The following is a 26,254-nucleotide window of genomic DNA, read 5'->3' as shown; positions in this document are numbered from 1 at the left end:
AGTTATTTACCACGTTTGTACAAATGTAAGCAGAGCAAATTCTTGCCTGTTGCGCTGGTGAAATTTGCTCCCGGCGGCCTCTATCATTAGAAAAAGTGAATTTATCATGGCAAATCCAGATATGGCGTCAGGTTCACGATCAATTATTGACGATTTGAATGCCCGCCGCGAGCGCCGAGCGTCATCACCTGCCATGGAAGAACTTAACCGCACGCTGGCGAGCCTTGAGAAACGCCTGATGGATCTGGAGCACGACAGCGCCCCGGACGTGCGTGATATTCTGCGTTCCGAACGTCACCCAGTTCGCCATCCGGACGAGACTGTAACCGGCCTCGCCGAGATTGCCGAAAATCTGCGTCGGATGCGCGGTAGCCATGAAGAGCCGCAGCCACATTATGCCTCAAGCGCCGAGGTCAGCCGTGCCAGCCGCGAGATGACCCGCCTTCAGCGCGCCGCAAGCGAAGAAGGCTTTTCACAGCAGATGAGCGATGATTTCGAGCGTATCAACGACAGTGTACGCCTTCTCGCCGAACGCAGCAGTGAGGCAAACGCGCAGGCGCTCCGCCGCCAGCTCGAAGAGCTCAATCGCACCGTCCAGGGCCTCGCGCGCGAAGAAACACTGCATCGTCTCAACAATCGTTGGGATCGCTTCGACGCGCGTTTCGAGGCCTTCGAACAGCGCCACAACGCCGTCGATCCGGCGTTGGATGCGATAGGCTCGCGACTTGAGCAGGTGCGCGACGCCATCGGTACGTTGCCCCAGTCGAACCGCCTGAGCGCAATCGAGGATCGCATCGGCCAGCTCGCGAATTCCATCGAGGAATCGCTCAGCCCACAACACGCGTCGTCGCTCGATCAGAGCCGTCTGCAGCAGATCGATGAGCGGCTGGACGAAATCAGCCGCGCTATCATTGCCACCAGCCGCGCCCAGCGCCCGGATCAGGACAGTGCGCGCCGACTGGAGCGTATCGAAAGCCGTTTGGCAGAGCTCGCAGAACAGCTCGCCACTTCGGCAACGCAGCAGAATTCCGACACGCTCTATCGCAAGCTCGGCGAACTTTCCTCTCGCATCGACGGTCTTTCAAGCGGCTCAGCGCTACCGGAAGGCGTCATCGACCAGCTCGCGCACCAGATTAACCTGCTTGCCAATCAGGTTGGCAAGGTCATGGAGAATCTGAACCAGTCCGACTATCACGCTGTAGAGGCACGTCTTGAAGCCATCGGCGAGAAGCTCGACGCTGCCGAGCGCCGGGTAGCGGAGCCTCATCCTTCCGTTCTGGACAAAATCGACCGCCGCTTTGCAGAACTGACCGAGCGTCTCGACGCGCAATATGCCACGCAGCATGTCGACAACAGCGCGATCCACACTCTGGAAGGCCGCCTCGACGATCTTTCGCAGCAGATTTCACTGGGTCTGCTTCAGGCGCCGACCTATGACGGCCCTGGACTGGATGTGAAGGCAATCCGCAGCCTCGAAGATCAGATTGCAAATATCGCCCATCATCTTGCGCAGCCCGTTGCCGAGATCGCAGAATTGAAGCCGCGTCTCGATTCCATCGAGCGCTCCATCGCCTCCAATCGCGAAACAGTGCTGGATGCAGCGCGCGAAGCTGCCGAAAGTGCTGTCGCGCGCGTTCTGCAGCATGGATCACATGGCGACAGCGTGATCGCCCGGCAACTCGCCGAAGACATGAAATCGCTCGAGGCCCTGGCGCGCAATTCCGACGAGCGCAACGGCAAGACATTCGAGACCGTCCACGACACATTGGTCAAGATCGTTGATCGTCTGGCCAGGCTTGAGCAAGACGTGGCAGGCAAATCAGACACGTCGGACACTGAAAAACCGGCCTTCACCAGCCCCAACGCTGGATCGCCGCGTCCGTCGGCACCACGTTCCCCGGCTGCAGCGGCAGCGGAAGCAGCTTTTGCAACCGTCCAGAGCGAAGCCGGTCCCGCCGATACGCAGGCAGGTGACTTGACCGGGAAGTCATCGCTCTTCGGCGGTTTCGCGAAAGCTATACGCGGTCGCCGCGCCGACAAATCCGTCGGAAAGAACGACGAAACGCTCGAAGCCAGCGCTTTTGACGCGACGCTTGATGCGCCAGCCTTTGAAAGCGATCTTGCGGCCATCGAGCCGATCACACGCGAAGAACCGGAGCTGGAAACGACACCATCCCCTCGCCCTCAGGGCGAAGGCATGCCGGACCTCAATTCGATTATGAAGCGGGTGCGCGAAGAACGCCGCCAGCGCGAAGATGCTGCCGATCTGGCCCTTGCCGCCAACGGCAAGGTGGACTTCATCACGGCAGCGCGGCGCGCCGCCCAGCTTGCGGCCGCCGAATCCGAACAGCTTCAGAAGGGCGCGACCAAGCGCACCGGTAAGAAAAAGTCATCAGTCGGCGACATGATCCAGCGCCAGCGCAAGCCGATCCTGATGGCAATCGGTGCTGTGATGATCGCGATGGCTGGCCTGCAGATCGGCTCAGCTTTCCTCAACCGCGACGAGCCGGTGGAAACGGCAATCGATACAGTACCGCCGCAGATCGACACCACTGCCACCGACAACACGCCTGCGCCAGCCGACGAAATCGCTGCAAAAATCGCGTCGGACACCACACCTGCCCTCGAACAATCCGCGGAAACCACGCCCGCGATCGCAGAGCCCCGCGCGGAGAAAGTTGCGCAGGAAGAAATCCCGGAACCAGCAAACGAGCAGCAGGCAGCGGTGGAAATACCGACAGAGGTTGAACAGCCTGCCGCAACAATCGCCAATCCGGTGAAGCCTGTTGAAACGGCGGCATCGGCCGAACCTGCCGCAAAGCCTCAGGCGGCCATTCCGCCTGTACCGGAAGAAGCCGGTCCGGCAGCGCTTCGCGAGGCTGCGGCCAAGGGCGATGCTCGTGCGCTCTTCGAGGTCGGCAATCGCTATATGGAAGGTCGCGGCGTTGCCGCCGACTTTGCCAAGGCGGCGAAATGGTATGAGATTTCTGCAGGTCAAGGCTTTGCCCCGGCGCAATATCGTCTCGGCAACTTCAACGAGAAGGGCCTTGGCATGGCCCGCGATCTCGAAAAGGCCAAGACCTGGTACCAGCTTTCAGCGCAGCAGGGTAACGCCAGCGCGATGCACAACCTCGCCGTCCTTTTCGCAACCGGCGCCAATGGCAACCCTGACAATGCTTCCGCCGTGCGCTGGTTCACCGATGCCGCCGAACTCGGCGTGAAGGACAGCCAGTTCAATCTCGGAATCCTTGCGGCCAAGGGACTGGGCATGCCAGGCAATCTGGAAGAAAGCTACAAGTGGTTCTCGCTTGCCGCCAATGCTGGAGACAAGGATGCTGCCGACAAGCGCGACCAGATTGCCAAGGCATTGAAACCGGAACAGCTTGAACGCGCCAAGGATTTGGTCAAGCTCTGGAAGGCCAAGCCGCTCGATCAGGCAACCAACTCCATCGACGTCCCGGAGGCTTGGACCGAGAGCAAACCGCTCACCACCGGCTCGGTGGATATGAAGAAGGCTGTTCGTAACATCCAGCTTATTCTCCAGAAGAACGGCTACGACGTCGGCACCGCCGATGGCTTGATGGGCGGCAAGACCCGCGCTGCAATTGCTGCCTTCCAGAAGGCGAATGGCCAGACGCCGACCGGCGACGTTGACCAGAAACTGGTTCAGCTTCTTCTCGAGAAGAACAAGTAACACATTGAAGTAAATCGGATTTTTCGAGGGCAGCAGAAGCTGCCCTTTTTCGTTTGGCCACAAGCGTCTGAAAGAAGTGACAGGTTGAATCGACTCGTTGAGCCTTATTATCTAAGCCCTATCAACGAGGGGATAGACGATGCTCTTGCACGTAAACAACGACATGGAAAACGGGATCATCGCGAAGATTCCCCTCGCGCTCGACAAGGACATCAAAAGCTTCCAGGGAGATGCGATCGACTTTGAGATTTCTTCCGGCGACAAGCAACTTATCCCTGCCGAGGATATTCATCCGTACAAATCCATTTTCAAAGTCCTATCCGGCAGTTTCGAGCTGAAGAACATCTTCATAGGCGTGTCGTTCAATGCGAATTTCACCACACCAGACGGCAAAAAGACCTGTCTCACACGGTCCAGCCCTATGGAAGAATGGAATGTCATGAATGGCAACTACTATGCCGAAAGCATGAACTGCTTTGGCTTCAAGTCCAGCAGCCGCTTTGCTGGAAACTTCAGCGTAAACCTGACCAATCCCTATCTTTATATCATAAAGAACGGCAGCCTGACCGACAGTAAAATGTCCGACAACATTTCGATCCGTGCACAGTTTTACCCATCGTCTGGCCATTCCGTCATCACGCCGAAAGAAGATATCAATATCGTCATCAGCAACCGACAGAACGCTACCGACTGATCGACAGTGCATCGTGGCCAGATTGCGCTCATGTATTTCCTATATATTCTATGGGATTATACCAACAATGACTGTTTTAAGCTCTCTTCAAGGCTCTTTTTGTTGTTCTTAAACAACACCTAGCATTTTTCCTCGAATAGAGTTTCGCGAGATAACTTTATCAGCAATCGGCGTTTGACTTCGCGATGGCGACAGAGCAAGACATTATGAGGAGTGGTCGGGCTGAAACTCACGTGTGGAGTTAAGCCTAACTACTTGTTTTCATGCATTTCCGCACGCAGAACAGTTTCATAATTTTGCCGGAGATGTTTTAGTAGAGTGAAACATCTTGCGGAGAAGCGCGGCCGCAAGCAGCTGTGTGTCATGCGTTCGTGAAAGCCGGGTTCGGAATTGGGTATTTATCTTCCCATTGCGGAATTATCGGTCAACATGCTGGTTCTTCTCGGCATGGGCGCCGCCGTGGGTTTTCTCTCCGGACTGTTCGGCGTCGGCGGCGGCTTTCTGATCACGCCGCTTCTGATCTTTTATAACATTCCACCTGCAATCGCGGTCGCCACCGGTGCCAATCAGGTCATCGCCTCGTCGGTTTCCGGCGCACTGGCGCATTTCAAACGTCGCACGCTCGATATCAAGCTCGGCCTGTTTCTCGTGGCGGGTGGTATATTGGGTTCCCTCGTCGGTATCTTCGTGTTCTCGTGGCTGCGCGATCTCGGCCAGTTGGACCTGATCGTTTCCATCCTCTACGTCTTTTTTCTCGGCACTGTCGGCGGTCTGATGCTGGTGGAAAGCCTGCGCGCCTTGCGCCGCGTAAAAAAGGGACAAGCAGGTGCTGTGCGGCGGTCCGGCCAGCATACGTGGATACACCGCCTGCCATTCAAGATGCGGTTTCGCGCCTCCACCATCTATGTCAGCATCATTCCGGTTCTCGGCATCGGCTTCTTCATCGGCCTTCTGTCATCGGTGATGGGTGTCGGCGGCGGTTTCATTATGGTTCCGGCGCTCATCTATCTGCTGCATGTTCCGACCAATGTGGTTGTCGGAACCTCGCTGTTTCAGATCACCTTTGTGACCGCAGTCACGACCGTCCTGCAGGCAACGACCAACCAGTCCATCGATATCGTACTTGCTTTCCTGCTGATGGTTGGCGGCGTGATCGGTGCGCAATATGGCGCACGCGCGGGCCAAAAACTGCGCGGCGAACAGTTGCGCCTTTTGCTGGCGCTTCTCGTGCTTGCCGTTGGCCTGCGCCTCGCCTTTGGCCTGTTCGTGCGGCCCGACAATCTGTTTTCCATTTCGATTGCGGATATCTGACATGCGGAGCCTTACGCTTTCCTCCGCATTGATGTTCCTTCTAATGACGGGAAGCGCACTGGCGCAGGTCGATTCCAGCGGCAACGGCAACACGGTTCCGCAATTGCAGAACCCTGCGGATGAAACCATCGAAATCGGACTTTCAACCGAAACCATCGCCATCACATCGAATTTCGGCGGCACTGACCTCACCATATTCGGCGCGCTCGACAATGCCGATCCGATGATCCAACGACAAGGCCGTTACGATATCATCGTCGTGCTACAAGGCCCCTCGCGCGATCTCGTGGTGCGCAAGAAGGACCGTTATCTCGGTGTCTGGGTGAATTCGGATTCGGAAACCTTCATGGGCGTGCCGCTCTCCTATTCGCTGGCATCCACCCGCAATCTGCAGGACATTACCGAAGAAAAAATCTACCGACAACTTTCGGTGGGCGTGCGCAACTTCTATCTCGTCCCGGAAGACCCGGGTAGCCTGTCGGGCAATATCCCGACATTCGGCAACGAACTGCGCGAAATGAAAATCCGGCAGGGCCTCTATACGCAGCGCATCGGCGGCGTGGAGTTCATTTCCCGCACCTTGTTTCGCGCCACATTGAACCTGCCCGCCAATGTGCCGGTCGGGCGCCACAAGGCTCGGGCGCTTCTGTTCCGCAACGGTGTTTTTTTGCGTGAAGCCAATGCCAGTCTCGAAATCGTCAAGGCTGGTTTTGAACAGAGCATCTACAACGCCGCCCACCAGAACAGCTTTCTCTACGGCCTTTTTGCCGTTTTCCTTGCCGTCTTCACCGGCTGGTTCGGACGCATTCTGTTCCGCAGGGATTAACCCCCATAAAGCGCGCCGCGCGCAATCGGGTAAACCTTGCCCTGTCCCAGCATATAGGCGCGCAGGGTCTCGTCAGCGAACAGCCCTCGGAAAGCGCGATCCAGAATATTCAGCGCACCCGTATAGGCGCCGAAAGCAGGCATAATGAGCCTTTCCCCGTCGCTTACAAAACAGGGGCGGCGTACTGACCGTCCACGTCGCACGATGCGGGCCGCGGGGTGAAGGTGCCCTGCAATCTCGCCCTGCCCGGCCTTGCGCGATGGTTCATGCCGGAAGGTAAGCGGCCCGATTGCCAGTTCCTCCACACAATCGCCCGGCAAGTCGACCGGGCGATCCGGATCGTGATTGCCAGTGATCCAGAACCAGTCCCGATGCTCCATAAGCGATTTCAGCCGCATGGCATAAAGCGACGGCAGGCGTTCGCTGGCGGTTGCATCGTGAAAACTGTCGCCAAGGCTGATGACGGTTCGCGGCTGATAACGCGCGATGGCCAGCGCCAGCATATCGAGCGTCGCTGCTGTGTCATAAGGTGGGATGAGCTGGCCGCGCCGGGCAAAGGATGAACCTTTTTCCAGATGCAGATCGGAAACGATGAGCATATGCAGGTCGGGCAGGAACAGTGCACCGGATGGATCGCACACAGCTGCAACGCCACGCACTTCCGTATGGGCCAGACTGTAGGCCTCTCCATTGCCCCATACCGCAGTCTTCATCGCATCGCCTCTTTGATCAGATCATCTGCGGCCTCTTCAAGCAGCATTTCCTCGCCATCGCCTGCCACACGCTCACGTCCGATTTCGAGCATCACAGGCAGCGCCAGCGGTGAAATCCTGTCGAGCGGCTTGTGCAAAAGATGACCTTTCACGCGTGCCAGCATGTCGCCAAGGCGCTTGATATCCAGAAGCCCCGTCGCGGCATCCGCACGCGTCGCCTGCAGCAATATGTGGTCCGGCTCATGGGTCCGCAGCACGTCATAGATCAGGTCGGTGGAAACCGTAACCTGACGGCCTGTTTTCTCCTGTCCCGGATGACGGCGTTCGATAAGCCCTGAAATCACGGCACAATTGCGGAAAGTGCGTTTCAAAAGGTAGCTTTCATCAAGCCAGGCTTCGAGATCGTCCCCCAGCATATCCTCGTCAAACAGACGGGTGAGATTGAGCTTTCCCGTGCCGATCAGCGCGCCCATATCCTTGAGGCCCCAAAGCCCCAGCGAATAATCGGTAGCGACAAAGCCAAGCGGATGCGCGCCCATGCGTTCCAGACGGCGCGTCAGCAACATGCCGAGCGTTTGATGCGCCAGCCTGCCCTCGAACGGATAGGCGACCATGTAGAAGCGATTGCCGCGCGGAAAGGTTTCGATCAGCAGCTCATCCGTTGCAGGCAGCACGGATTTCCATTGCTGCACTTCAAGCCATTCCCGCACCTGTTCCGGCAAAAACTGCCAGCGCGTGCGGTCGGCAAGCATGGCGCGCACCTGCGCGGCAAGATAGGTGGAAAGCGGAAACTTGCCGCCTGCATAGACAGGAATTTTGGCATCCTGCCCGGCAGCATTGGAGGCGATGCACTCGTTTTCACGGATGCCTTCAAACCGCAGCACCTTTCCGGCAAACAGGAACGTGTCGCCAGCCGTCAACGTCTCAAGGAAGTATTCTTCGATGCGACCAAGAACACGTCCGCCACGCGCGTTTCCACCCTTGCCGCCACGAGTAAGCCGCACATTCAGCTCTGGCGCTTCGACAATCGTGCCAATATTGAGCCGATATTGCTGCGCGATGCGCGGATTGGACACCCGCCACGTGCCGTCCACGGTCTTGCGGATTTTCGCGAACCGCTCATAGGTCTTGAGCGCGTAGCCGCCAGTCGCCACGAAATCCAGAATACGTTCGAACGTGTCTCGCGGAAGGTTCGAATAAGGTGCAGCACTCTGCACTTCACGATAAAGCTGATCGGCGTTGAAAGGCTCGGCACAGGCCATGCCAAGCACGTGTTGCGCCAGCACATCCAGCGCCCCGTCGATCAGGAGTGGCGTATCCTGCGCGCCCAGATAATTGGCGTCGAGTGCGGCGCGGCACTCCATCACCTCGAAGCGATTGGCGGGCACGAGAATGGCTCGGCTTGGCTCGTCCATGCGGTGATTGGCACGACCGATACGCTGCGCAAGGCGGCTGGCCCCCTTCGGTGCGCCGACATGAATGACCAGATCGACATCACCCCAGTCGATCCCCAGATCAAGCGTCGAAGTCGCGACCACTGCCCGCAATGTGTTGGCGGCCATGGCCTGCTCGACCTTGCGGCGCTGGCTGGCATCAAGCGAACCGTGATGCAGCGCAATGGGCAGCGTGTCCTCATTGACCCGCCACAGCTCCTGAAACAGCATCTCCGCCTGACTGCGCGTGTTCACGAACAAGAGCGTCGTTTTGTGCTGGCGAATTGCCTCGTAGATGTCGGGAATAGCATAGCGCGAGGAGTGGCCAGACCATGGCACCCGTTCGTCGGAATCGAGAATGGTGATTTCCGGCTTGGCTCCGCCGTCCACCGTCACAAGACCGGCCATCGGCCCGGTGCCGTCCTGTTCAACCAGCCAGCGGCGCAGTTCATCGGGCTCAGCCACCGTTGCGGAAAGGCCGATGGTCTGCAATTGCGGCTGCAGGCGGCGCAGACGTGCCAGCCCCAGCGCCAGCAAATGCCCGCGCTTGGAAATCACCAGCGAGTGCAATTCGTCCAGCACCACATAGCGCAGCCCCTTGAAGAACTGTTCCGCACCTTTGGACGCGATCAACAGTGCAAGCTGCTCCGGTGTGGTCAGCAGAATATCCGGCGGCGCCAGCTTCTGCCGCTGGCGTTTGTGTGCGGGCGTGTCGCCCGTCCGCGTCTCAATAGTGATGTTGAGACCCATTTCCTCGACCGGCACCGTCAGATTGCGATGAATATCGACGGCAAGCGCTTTCAAGGGGGAAATATAGAGCGTGTGAACTCCGCGCTTCGCCAAGCCGGGCTTTAAGCGCCCACGTTTTTCCAGATCCACCAATGCAGGCAGAAACCCGGCCAGCGTCTTGCCAGCACCGGTCGGTGCAATCAGCAAGGTCGATTGCCCCTGTTCGGCACGGGCCAGAAGCTCAAGCTGATGCGCGCGCGGCGACCAGCCCTTGGCCGCAAACCATTCAAGAAAACGGTCCGGCAAGGGAAAAGCGGCAGATGCGGCAGCGGGTTTCAGGTTCAGTGTCACGCCGTCAATCTAATGGCAGCGAGGCAAGCCGCCAAGGTGTTTGTTCACTTTTGTTCTCATTTTGTCAGCAGACGCAAGCTCCCTCTCTTTTCGGGGCGAACTTCGTGACCTATCTTGAAACCATGCGTTTCAACCAGCTTCTCTGCTCCTCTCCCAAAGGCCTTTATTGCCCGCCCGGCGATTTCTACATCGACCCCGTGCGTCCGGTGGAACGCGCGCTCATCACGCACGGACATTCCGATCATGCCCGCTCTGGCCACACCCATGTACTGGCAACGCCCGAAACGCTCGACATCATGGCGCTACGCTATGGCGCAAATTTCGCAGAAACCACGCAACCGATAGGCCTCGGTGAAACCCTGACGATCAATGGTGTCCGGGTCAGTTTTCATAGTGCAGGCCATGTGCTCGGCTCAGCCCAGATCGCTGTGGAGAAGGACGGAATCCGCATTGTCGCTTCGGGCGATTACAAGCGCGCAGCCGATCCAACATGCGCGCCGTTTGAACCTGTCGCTTGTGATGTCTTCATCACCGAAGCAACCTTTGCGCTGCCGGTATTTCGTCACCCGGATGCGTCACACGAGATCGCGACGCTTCTCAAATCAATCCGGCAATTTCCTGAACGGGCCCATCTCGTCGGTGCCTATTCGCTGGGCAAGGCACAGCGGGTTATCAAACTCATACGCAATGCAGGCTACTCGGAACCGATCTATATTCACGGTGCGCTGGAAAAGATCTGCGATTATTACCAGGCACAAGGCATCGATCTCGGTCCGCTTGAACCGGCAACCCTGGAGCGTGACGAGGCGCAGCCCGATTTTGCGGGCAAAATCATTGTCGGTCCGCCATCGGCTTTTTCCGACCGTTGGGCGCGGCGTTTTCCTGATCCCATTTCGGCCTTCGCCTCCGGCTGGATGCGCATCCGCCAGCGCGCCAAGCAACAGGGCGTTGAACTGCCACTCATCATTTCCGACCATTGCGACTGGGATGAACTGACGGCGACAATTACGGAAATTGCACCCGCCGAAGTGTGGGTCACGCATGGACGCGAGGAAGCGCTTGTTCGCTGGTGCGAGCTGCAGAACATACCAGCCAAGCCGCTGCATCTCATCGGCTATGAGGACGAGGGCGATTGATGCGCGCTTTCGCTGAACTTCTTGATCGACTGGTTCTGACACCGCAGCGCAACGGCAAGCTTCGTCTGCTTGTTGACTATTTCCGTGCTACTCCCGACCCCGATCGCGGTCTGGCATTGGCGGCAATCACGCGCGATCTCGAACTGCAAAGCGTGAAGCCCGCCATGCTGAGGGCGCTGATAACCGAACGCACCGATCCCACCCTCTTTGCCTATTCCTATGATTATGTGGGAGATCTCGCCGAAACGATTTCGCTCATCTGGCCCGGCCCCAGTGAAACCGCGCTCGGCGCAAATCTGCCACTTGGGATCGTGGTTCACGAATTGCAGAATGCCTCGCGCCGCGAAGGCCCGATGCTCGTGGCCGGATGGCTCGATCTGCTTGGCATTTCTGAACGCTACGCACTATTGAAGCTCGTCACCGGCGGCTTGCGTGTCGGTGTTTCCGCTCGCCTTGCCAAACAGGCGCTCGCCGATTTCGGCGGCGTCAACGTTGTCGAAATCGAGGAACTCTGGCACGGCCAGTCACCACCCTATGAGGTGCTTTTCGCCTGGCTGGAAGGCCGTGGCGAAAAACCTGCTGCCACCGCAGCCGCACCGTTTCGCCCCGTCATGCTGGCGACAGCGCTTAATGAAACTGAAATCCCCTCGCTCGACGCATCCGCCTACAGTGCCGAGTGGAAGTGGGACGGCATTCGGGTTCAGGCTGTTGCGGAAAACGGCGTGCGCCGTCTCTATTCACGCACCGGTGACGATATTTCCGGCGCATTCCCGGACATTCTGGAGGCTATGGATTTCGAAGGTGCCATCGACGGCGAACTGCTCGTCGGTCATCACGGCGAAACCGGCATAGAAACCGCCACGTTTTCCGATCTGCAGCAAAGACTGAACCGCAAGACCGTGAGCGTGAAGCAATTACGCGACTATCCGGCTTTCGTACGGGCCTATGATTTATTGCAGGAAGGGAACCAGCAGACCGGAGAAGACCTGCGCCCCCTGCCCTTTTCCGAACGCCGTGCCCGCCTGCAAAAATTCGTCGGCAAGCTCGACCCCCGCCGGTTCGATCTTTCGCCGGTGCTGCCTTTCGCTGACTTTCAGGAACTGGCGCAGTTTCGCGCCAATCCACCCCATCCCGTCATCGAAGGCGTGATGCTAAAGCGCCACGACAGCACTTACCTGCCCGGACGCCCGAAAGGGCCTTGGTTCAAATGGAAGCGCGATCCTTTCACCGTCGATGCAGTGATCGTCTATGCCCAGCGTGGACACGGCAAGCGCTCCAGCTATTATTCAGACTTCACCTTTGCCGTCTGGACGGGACCGGACTACGAGCCAGTGCTGGTACCAGTCGGCAAGGCCTATTTCGGCTTTACAGACGAAGAACTGAAATTGCTGGACAAGTTTGTGCGCGAGAACACCACCGAGCGCTTCGGGCCGGTTCGGTCCGTGCGCGCCGAGCCCGATCATGGCCTGGTGGTGGAAGTTGCTTTCGAGGGTCTCAACCGCTCCACGCGCCATAAATCCGGCGTTGCCATGCGTTTTCCGCGTTTCTCACGGCTTCGCTGGGACAAGCCGCCCCGCGAAGCGGACCGGCTTGAAACACTGGAAATGCTGCTAAGCTGATTATTCAGCCGCCGTCGAAACGCGGATTTCGTAGATATTCACCGGCTTGCCGGAACCACTCAAATCTGAGTTGACCGTGATCGTGCCTGCGCGACCTGCCTTCTGGCCGGACGAAATATCCATATCGAAAAGGAAGTCGCTCACGGAATCGCGAACGTCGTAGCGCCTTCGCCCACAATCGCCAAGACCACCGAAATCACAATTGACTGACATCTGGGTCGTCTTGCCATCATCCGCTCGCGCAACAATGTCGAAGGTCGCCTTCTTTCCTTCCAGCTGGTTCAAAATGCCTTCGCCCACATCGAATGTGACCGTATCTTCGGCACCGGAAGATTGTACACGTGCGAAACTGCGTGTGCCTTCCTGCCTGATTTCCGCCGTCGCACGTCCCTTGACGGACATTCGTGTCGCCTCAGACGGCTGGAAAATCGTGATCCATTTCAATCCGCCGGGCTCTTCGCCTTCTTTCAAAGGCGCAATACTGCCATCGCTATGCAGCGGATTGTTCGCCGGTCCGCGGCTCAAATCGATAAAGCTATTATAGAGCGAATAACCGATGAAAGCGGCAACAGCGAGCACAAGCGCCGGAATACCATAGCTATAGAAAGGCGAATGGCGTTTCTTTTTCCTGCGGTCCTTACGCGAAACTCCGCCCTCATAACCGAGATCGGCATTGCTCCGCTTCTTCTGCCGCGAGGTCGCACGGATGTCGCTGGTATCGAGTGCAGGCGATGCCTCTTCCGCCTTACCGCCAAGGATCGGATCTTCCCTGTGCTGAGCATCAAGTGATGGGTCGTGACGCTCAGTCTTGTCACCACCGGTCTTGAATTCCTGTTCAATGTGCGAGATCGCGTCCTTAAGCTTTTGGCGGCGCTGTTCCTTCTGCACATCGCTGAGCGCGGTATTTGCCGCAAGAGCGCGCTCATGCGCACCCCAAGCGGATTCATAGATTCGCTGGCGGGTCGCCGGATTATGCGCATCCGCCTTGGCAAATGCATTCCTGATCGCGCGCTCAATGCTTTCCAAAGGCTGCTCTTCCCTTGTTCGTTCTTCCCGCCGTTTCGTCACGCCCTCAACAGGAGCAAGCGGTCTCCGATGCAGACGATTTCATAAGCCTCAGCGAAATTAACGTCTGAATCAAGGCATTTAGCTGTTCATCACCCGCTTTGACTAGCCAATAAGCATGTCGGAGACACCAAATATTAACTCTGACTGCGGTTTTCCCCCATCCGTATGGTTTTACAGCGCCAAACTGCGCCATGCGAATGAACGAGACATCCCAAAGTATGTTGGCGATTCCCTCCCCCCTCCCGGCATTTCCGCTTACCATAGAGTGTCCGTGCATCAAGAATGTCCCAATCAGCTGGTTTCCGTCGCTTCCTGTCAAGATTCTCGGAAAACCGCGGGCGACCTGTATTGATAGGTCGGCTCGCGCGCTTTTGATATTGCCGTTGGACAAAGAGCTGTTAGAAATATTACGTTTACGGAAACGTCAATCACGGAGGACGATTGAAGATGGCCTTGCCGGATATCCTGAAAAGCAGACTGCGCATCCCGGTGGTTGGTGCTCCCCTATTCATCATTTCACATCCGGCTCTGGTCATGGCGCAGTGCAAGGCAGGCGTCGTCGGTTCCTTTCCCGCACTCAATGCCCGTCCTGAAGCACAACTCGACGAGTGGCTGGCAGAGATCACGGAAGGGCTTGCCGCTTACGACAAGGCCAATCCGGATCGGCCATCCGCGCCCTTCGCAGTCAACCAGATCGTGCACCGCTCCAACAAGCGCCTTGAGCACGATCTCGGCCTTTGCGTGAAATACAAGGTGCCGATCGTCATTTCCTCGCTCGGCGCTGTGCCGGAAGTGAATGCGGCAATCCATTCCTATGGCGGTATCGTCCTTCACGACGTCATCAACAACCGCCATGCCAATTCGGCAATCCGTAAGGGCGCGGACGGCCTCATCGCGGTGGCTGCCGGTGCTGGCGGTCACGCCGGTGCGCTGTCGCCCTTCGCGCTTGTGCAGGAAATCCGTTCTTGGTTCGACGGCCCCTTACTCCTTTCGGGTGCCATCGCCAATGGCGGATCGATCCTCGCCGCTCAGGCCATGGGTGCCGACCTCGCCTATATCGGCTCGCCCTTCATCGCCACGACCGAAGCGCGCGCGACAGATGCCTACAAGCAGATGATCGTCGACTCGAATTCATCCGACATCGTCTATTCCAACTACTTCACCGGCATCGGAGGCAATTATCTGAAGCCGTCGATCGCCAATTCAGGTCTCGATCCGGAAAACCTTCCGGAAGCCGATCCATCCAAGATGGATTTCGACAAGGCTCAGCAGGAAGGAGCCAAGGCCTGGAAGGATATCTGGGGCTGCGGTCAGGGTATCGGCGCCATCCATGAAGTTGCGCCTGCCGGACAACTGGTCGACCGGCTGGAGCGTGAATATAACGACGCTCGCCAGCGTCTTTGCACGGGCGTTTGATTCTTTGATCGTCACAGAACTGCGCCCGCTTAAGGGCTGGCGCAGTTCCAGCGTTTCACATTCAACGGGTCATTGTCGCATGCCCGCTGTAAAAACCGGTTGATTTCCGCCCTGCCTGACGCTGGCGGTATACATGTTGTGAAAGCTTTTGAACAAACAACGAGATTGTTTGATTTGGGCCTTGCTTTCCTTCATGCTTTTGGTTATCAGCGCACCGTTCAACCGGAAACGGTTGGCTTCCTTCGGGAAATTGGAATGTAATGTTCCGGGCCGCTTTAGCTCAGTTGGTAGAGCACATCATTCGTAATTAGCGGGTCCGCTAGAGAATGATGTTCGAGATCAGTGAGTTAGAGGGTGAATGAATAAAATAGTAGGGCGATAGTAGGTCGTCCTTGGCTGGTAAGCCGCTTTAGCTCAGTTGGTAGAGCACATCATTCGTAATGATGGGGTCGCGTGTTCGAGTCACGCAAGCGGCACCACTTCCTTCTGCGAGGAACATGGAAGTGTCTGGTGGTCCTTATGATCCGAGAGCCATCGCCAACCTTATGTTGGATGAGGCCGATTGGTCTGGAATCAAAGTCACCAACCTCGCACTGCAAAAGCTCCTGTACTTCGCCCATTCCATTTTTCTAATCGAGGCCAAGCGCCCTCTGGTGAGCGGCTATTTCGAGGCGTGGCAGTACGGGCCGGTGCATCCTGCCGCCTACTCAGCCTTCAAAACGGCTGGCGGTTCCCCCATCGACTTCCGCGCCACTGGGCAGAACGTGATGACCGGAGAGCGTATAGTCCTTGATCTTCCCGAAGACTTGACCGTACGCCGCCATCTGGCCCGCATCATGTCATCCTATGGGCAATTATCCCCCGGTCGCCTTGTCGATATATCGCACGCCAAGGGTGCGCCATGGGATTTTATCGTGGACAAAGGCAGAACATCGGTTGCATTGGGTTTAAGAATCCCCGATGCTGTCATTATCGACCGATTCAAATATCATAAGGTTTCGGTTGGAGTGGCCCCCGTCATGGGAGAACCGGATGAAGATACGCCGCTTACCTGAAATCGATCTTGCTCGCATCGCGCCGCTGGCGACCGACCAGAAGCGCTGTGCCCTCGAGCGATTTAAGCTTGGCCATCCGACACTCACCTACAAACCGGTACGCGCGCTATTTTCCGGCATTTTCAATGTCCAGCTAGACATGTTTGTCGCTATCGCTCCGACCGGATGGCCAGTTCTTGAACGGCTAATCCGGGCAAAGGCAACTTCCGACGACGAGTTTAATGCCAATCTGTTGGTCGCCAAAGGGTTGCATGACTTTGTGCAAGCCAAGGCTCTCCGCAGCCGCTCTCATCCATTTTTCCCGTTATCCCTCAGCGTCGGCGAGAAAGTTGAATACTGGTTGCCCATGGTGACCGCGCTGGATGGTGTGCCTCTCGTCATTTTCATCGACCCACGACGCGGCAAGAAGCTAACCGCCGAAGCAAGACGCTTCGTTTTCTCGATGATGAATGAGCATATTCGGGTGGCCAATCCCGACTTCGCAGAGGCTCGTCTTGGCATTCTCCAGTTCGGCGACGTGGTCGAAGACCAGCGGCAGGTCAAATTCTGGACTGATACCGGGATAGCCCTTTATGGCTTCGATGAACTCGACCAAATGGTTCGGGAAACCTATGACATTTGGCGTGAGGTCAACGAGGCACGCGAGAGCGAGGTTCGGCGTAAAGCCGCTGGCGGTGGTCACGGGCCGCTGTTCGGCTAAGGACATTAGCGCTTTTCCAGTCGCTGCCTGATGGCCTTCCGTACCCGATGCCAATAGGTCTGTTCCGCACTGTCGCTGCGGTTCCATGCGCGCTGATGGCGGGCGAATGCCTCAAGTTCCGGGTCAGAATAATTGGCAATTATGTCTGCGGCAACGCGGTCGATATCGGCGGCAGGGATCAGCCTCGGCTTTACAGCGTCGGTCCAGACGTTCCACAGGACCAAGCCGATAAAGATGAGAATCTGCCCGCCGAAAAAGACCAACAAGAGCCAGCTTAAAGCGTAAAGCACCGTATCGAACGCCATCATGATATGGAACCACAACACCCTTCTTATAAATATGAGAATTTATAGTTCCTATTTTCGAGAATGCAAAGTTCTTATTTCTCGATTTGCATAGCCGATTGCCGCTTCCGTTAAGAACGAGGTGAGCAATGGAGCTTCAACGCCTATTTGGTGCGAATGTGCGCCATCATCGAAAAGTCAAAGGCTGGACCCTTGAGCGGCTTTCTGAACAAGTGGGGGTTTCCCGCGAGACCATTGGCAAAATCGAGCGGGGTGTTGCCGCGCCACTTTTCGAGACCGCGGAAAATATAGCGGCAGCGCTGGACGTGTCTGCGCCGGTCTTGTTCGGCGTCAACACTGTACCCGGCATCGGTGAACGGGCACGACTACTCACCGAGATCAACGGCACACTATCCCGAATGAACGATGACCAGCTTGGTCGCGCTGCGAAGATGCTGAAGGCGTTTGTGGGGTAACGACCTCGGAGGCCGTTTAAAGGCCACCGGCTGCGGCGGCACCCTATGCACCCAACCCATGCCAGCGGCGCTCTGAGGGCAATCGGAAGCCCTCTGAGGCGTGCCTTGCAGCCCCGTTGCCTATACCCGGGTTGGCATTGCCGCAAAGCCTGTTACCTACACCCGTAACTTAAGGCTCAAAACACACAAAAAAGGCAGGGGGAGTGGTCAACTCCCCCTGCCTGCCGCTAAAGGTTTTGCTACCTGCTAGGTTACAGGTTGTAAGTTACACAAGGCCGTTAAAATGGGCCGTTCGCGTCCGTGTGCTCGCTGATGGCGTGAAGGACGGCGATGCCGCCTTCGGTGCGCTTGGCGACCCATTCGGTCTTCTGCTCGTCGGCATTGCCGCGTGCAAATCCCTTGCGGGCGCTCCGCCCGGTGCGACCGAGATCATGAAGCCTGTGGGTTCCGTATTCCCACCCCAGCACGATCATCGCGCCGGTAATACGCTGGAATTCGCCGGCGCTCATGCGCCCGGCCTCATAGCCGAGAAGCAGTTTGACGCTTTCCATCGACACCCGGCCTGTGCGCTCGCCAAATGCACCTTGCAGCACAATGCCTATAGGGTCTTCGATCATGCGGCTGGCCTGAAGTTCGTCGGCAACCTGCCATAGATGCCGGGGCAATATGATCGGCTCTCCGGCTTGCTCCCGTACAACAGCTTCGGCCCATAGCTGATGGACGTCGCGGCTGAAAGCGTCCATATCGATGCTGCCAACCTTGACCGGCCAGTATCGCCGGTTTCCAGTCGAGTCGCGCAGATATGCGTCTTCGTTGGTGGTGCCTATAATAACGCAATGCCGGGGAAAGGAACCGGCAGCGTGGGCATAGGCAGGTCGATAGGTGTCGATAGGCGTGGCGAGGAATGCCTTGATTGCATCCAGCGTAGCCTTGCGAGCGCCATCGAGTTCCTGACACTCGACAATCCAAGCGCGGGAGACAAGCTCGGCCTTGGTCTTAGCATCTGCACTCAGGTTTAGATTGCCACAGAACCACTCGTCACGCACCGCGAGTCGAGCCGCCAGACGGGATTTCCCCACGCCCTGACGACCTTCCAGAACCAGCATCGTGTCAAACTTGACGCCGGGCTGTTTGATCCGCCGCACGCCGCCGATCAGGAACCGTGCGCCAAATTCCCGATTGAGTTCGGTGTCGTCCGCCTCGCAATAATCCCTGAGCCATGTATCGAGGCGCGGAACGCCATCCCATATCAGCCCGTCAAGATAGTCGATGACGGGATGGTAAGCACGCTCATAGGCAATTGTAATCAACTCACGGCGGATGACGGTTACTCTGGCGCGAAAATCCAGCTTGCGCTCAAACATGCTGCACAGGATTTCGCAGATGTCCGAAATGTCACGTCCTTCCAGCCCCAGTCCGGTCACCTCATCGAAGTGGGTGAACATATTGCGGCGCGCATCGACATCGAGCGTGGCGAGAGCGAACCGCACATTTTCTGGCTCATGCGCGGCCGGATATCCGTGCTCATCGACTTTCGGCCATCCCCGTCCTCGCAGGTCAATGGTTTCCATCGCTCGCACAACCTGACGACGGGCATAGCGTAGCGGATTGGGATTTTCCCGGACGTGAGCGCTAATACCGAAATCGGGGGTGGTCAGGATCGACACGATATGACCGGGCGCGACATTGTGGCCGAGCAACCAGAGAGTCGCCGCAAAGACCAGTTCCGAACGAGACTGGTAGTTCTTGTCTGGCGGGTTCTTGCCCGTAACGATAACTTCCGACCAAACCGGATCGAGCGGTATAACTTCGCCCCGGGCATCCGGCAGAGGCAGCGCCTCTATGTCATCCAGATTGGCAAGTGCCTTACTATCGGTCTTGGGCGTGTTCGATTTGTCGAGACGCAGCCTGAAATCGGCAAGCGTATAGTTTCTCGGTTCAGTGCTGAACGAAATCGGTTCCATCAGGAACGCCTTGGCCGGTTCCCGGCCTGTCGCCCGTTTCCTGTCACTCAACCAATTTACGGTTCCGGGCAATCTGAGAAGTCGGCTGACGTCGATTGTACCGGCCCCGCCTTGAAACGCGACTAGCAAAGCGCGGTTGTACGCCTCGGCATCTTCTGCGGGAACTGGCTCTGTCATGCGCCAGATCGCCTGATAACCGCCGCCTGTAAACCAGAATGCAGTCGGCTTCGGTACGCCTGACGGACGCAGTTGGTCTTCGCTGAGCAGGCCAAGGATTGTATCGCGCTGGTGTTCCGCACTGCCGGGATAATCCTTGCAATCGAGGTCAACCCAGAGGAAGCGCGAGGCCGATATATTCGCCTTGGCGCGCCCGCCCGACATCAGTTCGGCATTGGGCAGGAAATAGACGTTACGCCGATATTCGTCGCCGTTGTTGGCGGCGACAAAACGTTGCGCGGCGTCAGCGGCATAAGGCTGATAGTCCTTCGGCTTTGGCCGCGCTCCGCCCGTGCTTTCATGGGTCTCCAGATAGAGGGGAACTTGCGGGGTGAGCCAAAGCAGGAAGGAAATCGCTGCTTGCGCATCGGGTTGGAGAAGGTCAGCCATGATGCGCCTCCTCCGGGTTGCGTTGCTGGTCCTCGACCCATTGGCGCAGGGCGCTGAGTCGATAGCGTATCGCGCCAACTTTTGAGCCGGGTCGGCGCAAGCTGACGAAGGGAGGACCGTAGAAATATATCCTTCCCTTTTCCAGCCATGACTTGCTCATGCCGATCTCGTGGGCGGCCTGAGCGGTATTCAAGAACCGCTCCGTTGGCTGTGGACTGTTTGTATTGCGGAAAGGAATCGCAGCCTGTCGGGCGCGATCTCGGATGGTCGTTGTCATGTCGCTAGCTTTCTGATTGGCGCGACTGAGCGCGCACGGGTCAAGGTGAAGCCGGAGTAGGCAATCAGTCCCGTTCTCAGTTCTCAGCTATTTGACATGGCCGGGAGGTATTTCCCGCGAAAGTATAGTCCGTCAGGCCTCAGCGATGTCCGCTAATCCTGGGGTTACTCGCCACCGGATTTCTCCGGGCGGTGGATGTCAATTCATCCGCACGTATTTCATCGCATAAGGTTGATCGGCGTTCAATGGGCGAAATCGGCAATGAAACAAAATGCCGATAAGTCATTGAATACTATATGCGGGTAGACACGCCCCATTCCGCCAGTTCGTCGCAGAGCCGTTGCACGGCTTCCGCTTCAAGTGCTTCGCGGACTTCGTCGTGCTCCCGCGCATGGATTCCAAGCCGATCTTGGAACATGGCACACAGCAGGTGGGCGGTCGGCACCAATTCGGCCACCGTTGTACGGCCAAGAATCCCTTTCGCTGCGGCCTTGGCCAGTTCCGGGACCGAGCGTGCCGTTGGGTCCGAGGCGTGTGCTTCCGGGTGAAATGCACGCATCTCAATATCGCAGATGTCCTTCTGCCTTTCCCGCACCATGAAAAGCAAAGCCTTTTCCAGATCGTGTTCTTTCGGCGTCTAGGGTCCGACTAACGCGGTCACCGCTGCGTCCAGCCGTTCCCGTTGACGCCCCTCGGATTCAGCATCCGTGTGCGCATTTATGATGGCCAGCAGAACGCGCTCCAATACCGTCGCGTTTTGCGTGGCAACTGCCGTGAAGGTGGAGTCACTGACTGACATTGACCAACTCCAATATCCGGGTTGCAACCAGTTCCACCGGCCCGCGCAGGCGCTCGGCGTTAACGACGATATAACCGCCTGTGACATCGCCGGTGGCGCGGTGGTTCAGCAGCCGCTTGAGCGCGTAATAAGGAACGTCGAGGCTTTCAGCGATGGTGATAAAGGTTCGCCGCAGGTCGTGCAGCGTGAAGCTGACACCGGACCCAGTAGAAACGCGAAGTAGAAACTTCTTGGTTTCCACGAGGTGGCCGTCTTTACCGGGACCGGGAAACACATAAGGCGAGGCATCAGCCCGCGCAGAGCGTTCTGCTAAAAGCTCCACTAGGAATGTCGAGAGCGGGAGGTTCAGGGGATCGCCGTTTTTCGTCTTCGGCAGATGCAAAGTGCGCGCTTTGAGATCGACATTGTCCCAGCGCAGCGCCATCAGCTCGCCCCGGCGCATTCCGGTGAACAGCGCCATGAGCAAGAAATCGCGGGAGTAGTCCGGCTCCGCCATGACTGCCTTCCACCACATAGGCAGGTCAAGCGCCGTTACCAAGGTTTGCCGCCGCTGCTCGCGATGCCAAGCGCGTGCCTGCGTCAAAATCTGCACCGGGTTGGGCGGAAATTCGTCATGAGTCGCGGCAGCGAAATTGTAGACCGAGCGCAGATGCCGCATGACATTGTTGGCGGTAACCTTGCCGTTCTCAGCCGAAATTTCCTGATGCTTCTTCAACACCATCTGCCGGGTGATTTCGTTGATCGGCTTCTTACGCCATGCCTTGAGGTAGAGCTTGGCGGTTCGTGTGTAGTTCCGCACACTGTACGGGGACAGGTGGGGGCGGGCGGCGAAAAATGTGTCGAATGCATCGGCGAGTGTCAGCTTGACCACCGTTTCCCTGCGCTTCTCTGCATTCGGGTCCAAGCCTTCCGCCATTTCAGCGAGCAACGCCATGGCCTTCTTCCGCGCGACTTCTGGCGCGAAGACATCGGCCCGACCGATGGTCACACGGCGCGTCCGGCGGTTTACCTGCCCCTCGGCATAGTAAACCTTGGATTGAGTGCCCACACGCAGACCGAAGCCGGTCAGCAGGGTATCACGGTAGTAAACTTGGCCGCTGTCAGCATGTGGAAGATCATCGATCGCGCGGCGGGTGAGACGTAAATTCGGCATTGAGACCTCCTGTTGGCCTCAACTCGAAATAACATCTGAGTCTATAAAAACAAGTAATTTCAGATAGTTATCTAATATTTTCCAATTTGATCCAATACGATGAAACACGATCTATCGCCTGCGCACGCGCGATCGGACGAACATGAGCAACGCCTGTTTCAGTTTAGCCTTTCACGATAGCTCAAACTGGCCATATTCACTTGTCCATATCACGAATTGCCTGATCTACCATCCGCTCAAGCCGCATCACCTGCCGAACGATCCGCTTCGATCCAAAGGCATCAGCGGCCCGCCTAGCGTATTTAGAGAAATTCCGCGCACCAACCGGTGCAAAGCGTTTACGAAGGCGCTTGGTATAGATTTTGTCAGCGTTCCCTTTGGCTATTGCTTGTTCACCAATCCGCTTCGTGGTCTTTATTGCTCGACGCGCCTTGCGCCACTGCCTCGCCAATGAGGTCGGACGAATTACCGCTCCATCTTTCGACACGTTGAATCCAAGGTATTGAAAGATGTCTTCACTGCCAGACCCAAACAGCGCGCGCTCCGTTTTCTCGTCCTTGATTTCGAGCTTATGCGCGATAATGACTGATTTAAGCGCATCGATGATTTCCGTCTCGTTGTCAGGCCTGCAAACAATCAGAATGTCATCGGAATAGCGCTGATAGAGCGCCCTGATTTTTCCACAGGCGGTCACCATGGCTGCATCGACATCCATCATGTAAAGATTCGAAAAGGCGCTGCTGATCGGCGTACCCTGCGGGATTCCGAACTTGTTCGGGTTGGGAGTAATCACAATTCCGGCCTTGTGAAGTTCCGTGATCGTCGCAATCGGCTCGCGAGTGTCCCCTTTGATCCTCGTCGAGAATACTGGGTGCGCCTCAAGCTCCTGACGTTCCACTTTGTGGAACTTCGTAACGTGCCGAAATACAGCATACCAATCAGGCGGCAATTCATCGACCCCAAGCAGGCGCTTCAGTCGATTCTTAAGGATGGTATGGTCCAGATTGTCAAAAAAGCCGGTGATGTCGAAGCACAACACAACGCAAGGTTCATGCTTCTGGGCGAAGCGATAGGCATCTGCAGAAAAATCGTAGTTTCCCCGACCAAGTTTGCGATAGGCGATTACATGATTGCTTAAAGCGGATTTTATGTAGTGCTGATCGAGAAGTACACTGAGATCAAAAGCGTATTTCGCAAGAATACAAGCGTCTCGATGGGAGGCGAACATGATGTCACGGTCTTTGTAGACGGTTTTGCCGTCCTTTGCCTTGTAACGTTTGACGCGCTTGACGTAGTGAATGAGCGGGAGCCAAGAATGCTTGGCGACGAACTTCGAACTGTCGACTTTGGCCGCATATGATGGACCAACTGGCGCGTCGAAATGGCGATATCCCCTCGTCTTGAACCACTCGTGCCCCAAATATTCCCCCAAGTTTTTGCAGTGATCGGGGGACTGGCTCCAACCCTGAACCTCGGCTAACGCCGAACGCCCCCCAATCGCACGCCTCTATCCGTCGGCTTCTTCCCGTTGTCTCAAACAGGCTTGCCCCCAACGCGGGTTTCTAAAACGCATGGCGGTATAGTGTAGCCGTAGGAGTGCGAACTATGTTCACAGTCTCATGGGACGACCTTGCCAGCCTGACGATGACAATCGTCGTGGCCTGCGCGGCAGTCATGTTTCCAGTTGACCGTCCAAACGACCGTGCCAACTGGCCAATTCCAGAGGCAGCATAAATATGGGAACAGCCGCAGCGTTCTGCAAGTGATGCTTCTATTTTGTTCCCCGCAATCGAGTAGCAAAATCAAAATTGCATCTGACGCTTATGGGAGCTGTCATATTTGCAGACGATCAGGATAAAATCCTGCATATCCCTTGCGGTCCGTCGCCGAGATGTTGCCCTCGCGCCGCATCGTCTGGCACAAAGTGGCATGAGCAAAGCAGATCGAATCGACGAAACCTCACCTGATTTGAAAACCCAGCTCCTGGAGCGCTTGAAAAGCGTGGTCCCGGAGGCGTTTTCAGACGGGCAGCTTGACCTTGATCGTTTGGCTGAACTGGCAGGCGATGCGGTAGCGGCGGGGCCGGAACGCTATGGGCTGACGTGGCCGGGCAAACGTGACGCTATTTCCATGCTGCAAGCGCCATCGCGAGCAACCTTGGTGCCCGACCGGACCGAAAGCGTCAACTTCGACGATGCGCAGCATGTCTTTATCGAAGGTGAAAACCTCGAAGTCCTGAAACTTCTCTACAAGTCCTACTTTGGGCGGGTGAAGCTTATCTATATCGACCCGCCCTACAACACGGGCAACGATTTCATCTACGACGACGATTTCACCGACCCTTTGGCCGCATATTTGAAGCAGACGGGCCAAATGACCGAAGAGGGTGACTTGGCAACCAGCACGCCGGAAAAGGCGGGCAGGCTGCACTCGCGTTGGTTGTCGATGATGTATCCCCGCCTGTCCATGGCACGGCAGATGCTGAAGGACGAAGGCATCATCCTGATCAGCATAAACGACGCGGAAGCCGCCAATCTGAAGCAACTATGCGATGAAGTGTTCGGCCCGGAAAATTTCATTGCTCAAATGGTGTGGGAAAAGGGCCGGAAGAACGACGCCAAGCTGCTTTCGGTCGGCCATGAATACATCCTGGTCTACGCGCGGCTGTTGTCGTCGCTGAAAGACGCCAAGACTATTTGGCGTGAAGAAAAGCCCGGTGCCCGCGAGATTTGGGATGAATACGTTCAGCTTCGCGCCAAGTACGGCGGCGACGACAAGACCATCGAAGCACATCTACAGCTTTGGTACGCGGCCTTGCCCAAAGGGCATCCGTCGAAGAAATGGAGCCGCTACAAGCGAGTGGACAAGAATGGCCCTTGGCGAGACAGGGACATTTCTTGGCCGGGCGGTGACGGCCCGCGATACGATGTGATGCACCCTATCACCGAACAACCCTGCAAGGTACCAGAACGCGGATGGATTTATAGCGACCCCGATGAAATGCAGCGACAGATTGACTTGGGCTTGGTCGAATTCCGTGACGATCATACCGAACCGCCGTTCCGCAAGTTCCATATCAAGCCGGTCGGCCAAGAACTGTCGGACGAAGACACAGATTTTGACGGCGACGAAGAGGCAGCAGACGAAGAAGAACTGGCAACGCAGGTTCGGGGGTCGGTCTTTTACAAGCAGTCGCAGGTATCCGTCCGCTACCTCCGCGAGTTGATGGGGGCGAAGGTTTTCGACAATCCGAAGGACCACGAAGAGTTGGCGCGCTTATTCAAATACGTCGCGTCGGATGAACCCACACCAATCATCATGGACTTTTTCGCCGGGTCCGGCTCAACCGCCGAAGCAGTATTCCGGCTTGCTGCTAATGGCATGGCCGAAGCAAAGTTCATTGCCGTCCAGTTCCCAGAGCCGGTGAACCCGAAGGAGCGTACGGGCAAGGCCGCGCTGGCAAAGGGTTGGAAGACAATTCCCGAAGTCACACGCGAACGACTGCGGCGCGCATTGAAGCAGCCTGATCTTCAATCAATCCCGCAAGGTTTCCGTGCCTTCCGCTTAGCCGAAACCGGTATCTTACGCTGGAACGGCGCGAACAGCATCGAACCCGAAGACTACCTGAAGCAGATGGATGTCTTCGCAGACACGCTCAAACCCGGCTGGAAGGCCGAAGATTTGATTTGGGAAGTAGCGTTGCGTGAAGGCTTGGCGCTCACCTCCAGGGTGGTTTCTGTGGAAGGTGAAAAGCCCGGCAAGCTGTGGCGTGTCACCGACGACGAACAGGGCAAGGCATTCATTATTTGCTTGGCCGATGCCATCGATCTACCGGACCTGAAAGGGCTGGGGCTGACCAAGGATGTCCTGTTCATTTGTCGTGATACAGCGCTAACTGACACGGTTGCCGCCAACCTTGCCCTACAATGCCGCCTGAAGGTGTTGTGAGC

At 56.9% G+C, this 26,254-nt stretch carries 20 protein-coding genes, 1 tRNA gene and 3 pseudogenes; 13 read left to right on the top strand and 11 right to left on the bottom strand.

Annotation, left to right across the window (positions count from 1 at the left end):
* Positions 1–106: 106 nt before the first annotated feature.
* The 4 genes from OHI65_RS06130 (at position 107) to OHI65_RS06115 (ending at position 6,525) form a co-directional block, all read left to right on the top strand.
* Positions 107–3,694: an SEL1-like repeat protein gene (locus OHI65_RS06130; protein ID WP_125300999.1), complete on the top strand. Its 3,588-nt coding sequence runs from the start codon at positions 107–109 to the stop codon at positions 3,692–3,694.
* Between the two features lie 139 nt (positions 3,695–3,833).
* Complete coding sequence (locus tag OHI65_RS06125) at positions 3,834–4,388, top strand: hypothetical protein (RefSeq protein ID WP_012093372.1); 555 nt, start codon at positions 3,834–3,836, stop codon at positions 4,386–4,388.
* Between the two features lie 429 nt (positions 4,389–4,817).
* A complete protein-coding gene (locus OHI65_RS06120) occupies positions 4,818–5,699 on the top strand; it encodes a sulfite exporter TauE/SafE family protein (protein WP_029926549.1) in 882 nt (293 codons plus the stop codon).
* Between the two features lies 1 nt (position 5,700).
* Positions 5,701–6,525 (top strand): TIGR02186 family protein, encoded by an 825-nt coding sequence (locus OHI65_RS06115; protein ID WP_010659221.1) that lies wholly within the window; start codon positions 5,701–5,703, stop codon positions 6,523–6,525.
* Here the strand turns inward: OHI65_RS06115 and pdeM are convergent.
* On the bottom strand, positions 6,522–7,238 hold the full coding sequence (gene pdeM / locus OHI65_RS06110; RefSeq protein ID WP_264358541.1) for a ligase-associated DNA damage response endonuclease PdeM: 717 nt from the start codon (positions 7,236–7,238) through the stop codon (positions 6,522–6,524). The two genes, OHI65_RS06115 and pdeM, sit on opposite strands and share 4 nt — an antisense overlap.
* On the bottom strand, positions 7,235–9,751 hold the full coding sequence (locus OHI65_RS06105) for a ligase-associated DNA damage response DEXH box helicase (RefSeq protein WP_125301001.1): 2,517 nt from the start codon (positions 9,749–9,751) through the stop codon (positions 7,235–7,237). Before OHI65_RS06105 ends, pdeM begins: the two co-directional genes overlap by 4 nt.
* Before the next feature lie 122 nt (positions 9,752–9,873).
* Between OHI65_RS06105 and OHI65_RS06100 the strand changes: the two genes are divergently transcribed.
* Together OHI65_RS06100 and OHI65_RS06095 are read left to right on the top strand one after the other, a co-directional pair.
* Positions 9,874–10,887, top strand: a complete 1,014-nt coding sequence (locus OHI65_RS06100) for a ligase-associated DNA damage response exonuclease (protein ID WP_125301047.1) — start codon at positions 9,874–9,876, stop codon at positions 10,885–10,887.
* Positions 10,887–12,506 carry a cisplatin damage response ATP-dependent DNA ligase gene (locus tag OHI65_RS06095; protein WP_125301002.1) on the top strand — a complete coding sequence of 540 codons (1,620 nt, stop codon included), beginning with the start codon at positions 10,887–10,889 and terminating at the stop codon, positions 12,504–12,506. Before OHI65_RS06100 ends, OHI65_RS06095 begins: the two co-directional genes overlap by 1 nt.
* Here the strand turns inward: OHI65_RS06095 and OHI65_RS06090 are convergent, their stop codons facing one another.
* Positions 12,507–13,532 (bottom strand): hypothetical protein, encoded by a 1,026-nt coding sequence (locus OHI65_RS06090; protein WP_125301003.1) that lies wholly within the window; start codon positions 13,530–13,532, stop codon positions 12,507–12,509. It lies immediately after the preceding gene.
* 489 nt (positions 13,533–14,021) lie between these two features.
* On the opposite strand from OHI65_RS06090, the gene OHI65_RS06085 reads away from it, so the two are divergent.
* From OHI65_RS06085 to socB, 4 genes are all read left to right on the top strand, one after another.
* The gene (locus OHI65_RS06085; protein ID WP_125301004.1) at positions 14,022–14,990 is read left to right on the top strand and encodes an NAD(P)H-dependent flavin oxidoreductase; all 969 of its coding nucleotides are present in this window, start codon (positions 14,022–14,024) and stop codon (positions 14,988–14,990) included.
* Positions 14,991–15,393: 403 nt separating this feature from the next.
* Positions 15,394–15,469: transfer RNA gene (locus OHI65_RS06080), tRNA-Thr, on the top strand.
* Between the two features lie 18 nt (positions 15,470–15,487).
* Entirely contained in the window at positions 15,488–16,045 is a 558-nt protein-coding gene (socA, locus tag OHI65_RS06075) for a type VI toxin-antitoxin system SocA family antitoxin (protein WP_125301005.1), read from the top strand.
* Positions 16,023–16,745, top strand: a complete 723-nt coding sequence (gene socB, locus OHI65_RS06070) for a type VI toxin-antitoxin system SocB family DNA replication inhibitor toxin (protein WP_125301006.1) — start codon at positions 16,023–16,025, stop codon at positions 16,743–16,745. Before socA ends, socB begins: the two co-directional genes overlap by 23 nt.
* Before the next feature lie 5 nt (positions 16,746–16,750).
* Here socB and OHI65_RS06065 read toward each other — a convergent pair whose 3' ends face one another.
* Positions 16,751–17,053, bottom strand: a complete 303-nt coding sequence (locus OHI65_RS06065; protein WP_104755279.1) for a hypothetical protein — start codon at positions 17,051–17,053, stop codon at positions 16,751–16,753.
* Positions 17,054–17,178: 125 nt separating this feature from the next.
* On the opposite strand from OHI65_RS06065, the gene OHI65_RS06060 reads away from it, so the two are divergent.
* Entirely contained in the window at positions 17,179–17,505 is a 327-nt protein-coding gene (locus tag OHI65_RS06060; RefSeq protein WP_125301007.1) for a helix-turn-helix domain-containing protein, read from the top strand.
* A 265-nt stretch (positions 17,506–17,770) separates the two neighbouring features.
* Here OHI65_RS06060 and OHI65_RS22950 read toward each other — a convergent pair.
* From OHI65_RS22950 to OHI65_RS06035, 7 genes and pseudogenes are all read right to left on the bottom strand, one after another.
* Positions 17,771–18,014 (bottom strand): annotated as a pseudogene (locus OHI65_RS22950) (hypothetical protein).
* A gap of 165 nt (positions 18,015–18,179) precedes the next feature.
* Positions 18,180–18,869 (bottom strand): annotated as a pseudogene (locus tag OHI65_RS23010) (VapE domain-containing protein); the annotation flags it as partial.
* A gap of 1,198 nt (positions 18,870–20,067) precedes the next feature.
* Entirely contained in the window at positions 20,068–20,352 is a 285-nt protein-coding gene (locus OHI65_RS06050) for a helix-turn-helix transcriptional regulator (RefSeq protein ID WP_125301009.1), read from the bottom strand.
* A 292-nt stretch (positions 20,353–20,644) separates the two neighbouring features.
* The gene (locus OHI65_RS06045) at positions 20,645–20,911 is read right to left on the bottom strand and encodes a hypothetical protein (RefSeq protein WP_264358540.1); all 267 of its coding nucleotides are present in this window, start codon (positions 20,909–20,911) and stop codon (positions 20,645–20,647) included.
* Positions 20,912–21,137: 226 nt separating this feature from the next.
* Entirely contained in the window at positions 21,138–22,067 is a 930-nt protein-coding gene (locus tag OHI65_RS06040; RefSeq protein ID WP_413541917.1) for a tyrosine-type recombinase/integrase, read from the bottom strand.
* An 18-nt stretch (positions 22,068–22,085) separates the two neighbouring features.
* Positions 22,086–22,304, bottom strand: a pseudogene (locus OHI65_RS23005) (hypothetical protein); the annotation flags it as partial.
* A 196-nt stretch (positions 22,305–22,500) separates the two neighbouring features.
* Positions 22,501–23,724, bottom strand: coding sequence for a reverse transcriptase domain-containing protein (locus tag OHI65_RS06035; RefSeq protein WP_125301012.1), 1,224 nt, complete (start codon positions 23,722–23,724; stop codon positions 22,501–22,503).
* A gap of 185 nt (positions 23,725–23,909) precedes the next feature.
* On the opposite strand from OHI65_RS06035, the gene OHI65_RS06030 reads away from it, so the two are divergent.
* Positions 23,910–24,038, top strand: a complete 129-nt coding sequence (locus tag OHI65_RS06030; protein WP_255414836.1) for a hypothetical protein — start codon at positions 23,910–23,912, stop codon at positions 24,036–24,038.
* Between the two features lie 195 nt (positions 24,039–24,233).
* Positions 24,234–26,252 (top strand): site-specific DNA-methyltransferase, encoded by a 2,019-nt coding sequence (locus OHI65_RS06025; protein WP_125301013.1) that lies wholly within the window; start codon positions 24,234–24,236, stop codon positions 26,250–26,252.
* The last annotated feature ends 2 nt before the right edge of the window (positions 26,253–26,254 follow it).

The organism is Brucella sp. MAB-22, assembly GCF_025908475.1.
Lineage (GTDB): Bacteria > Pseudomonadota > Alphaproteobacteria > Rhizobiales > Rhizobiaceae > Brucella > Brucella anthropi.
Note: the sequence above shows the minus strand (reverse complement) of the source record. Positions and strands in the feature narration are given on the sequence as shown.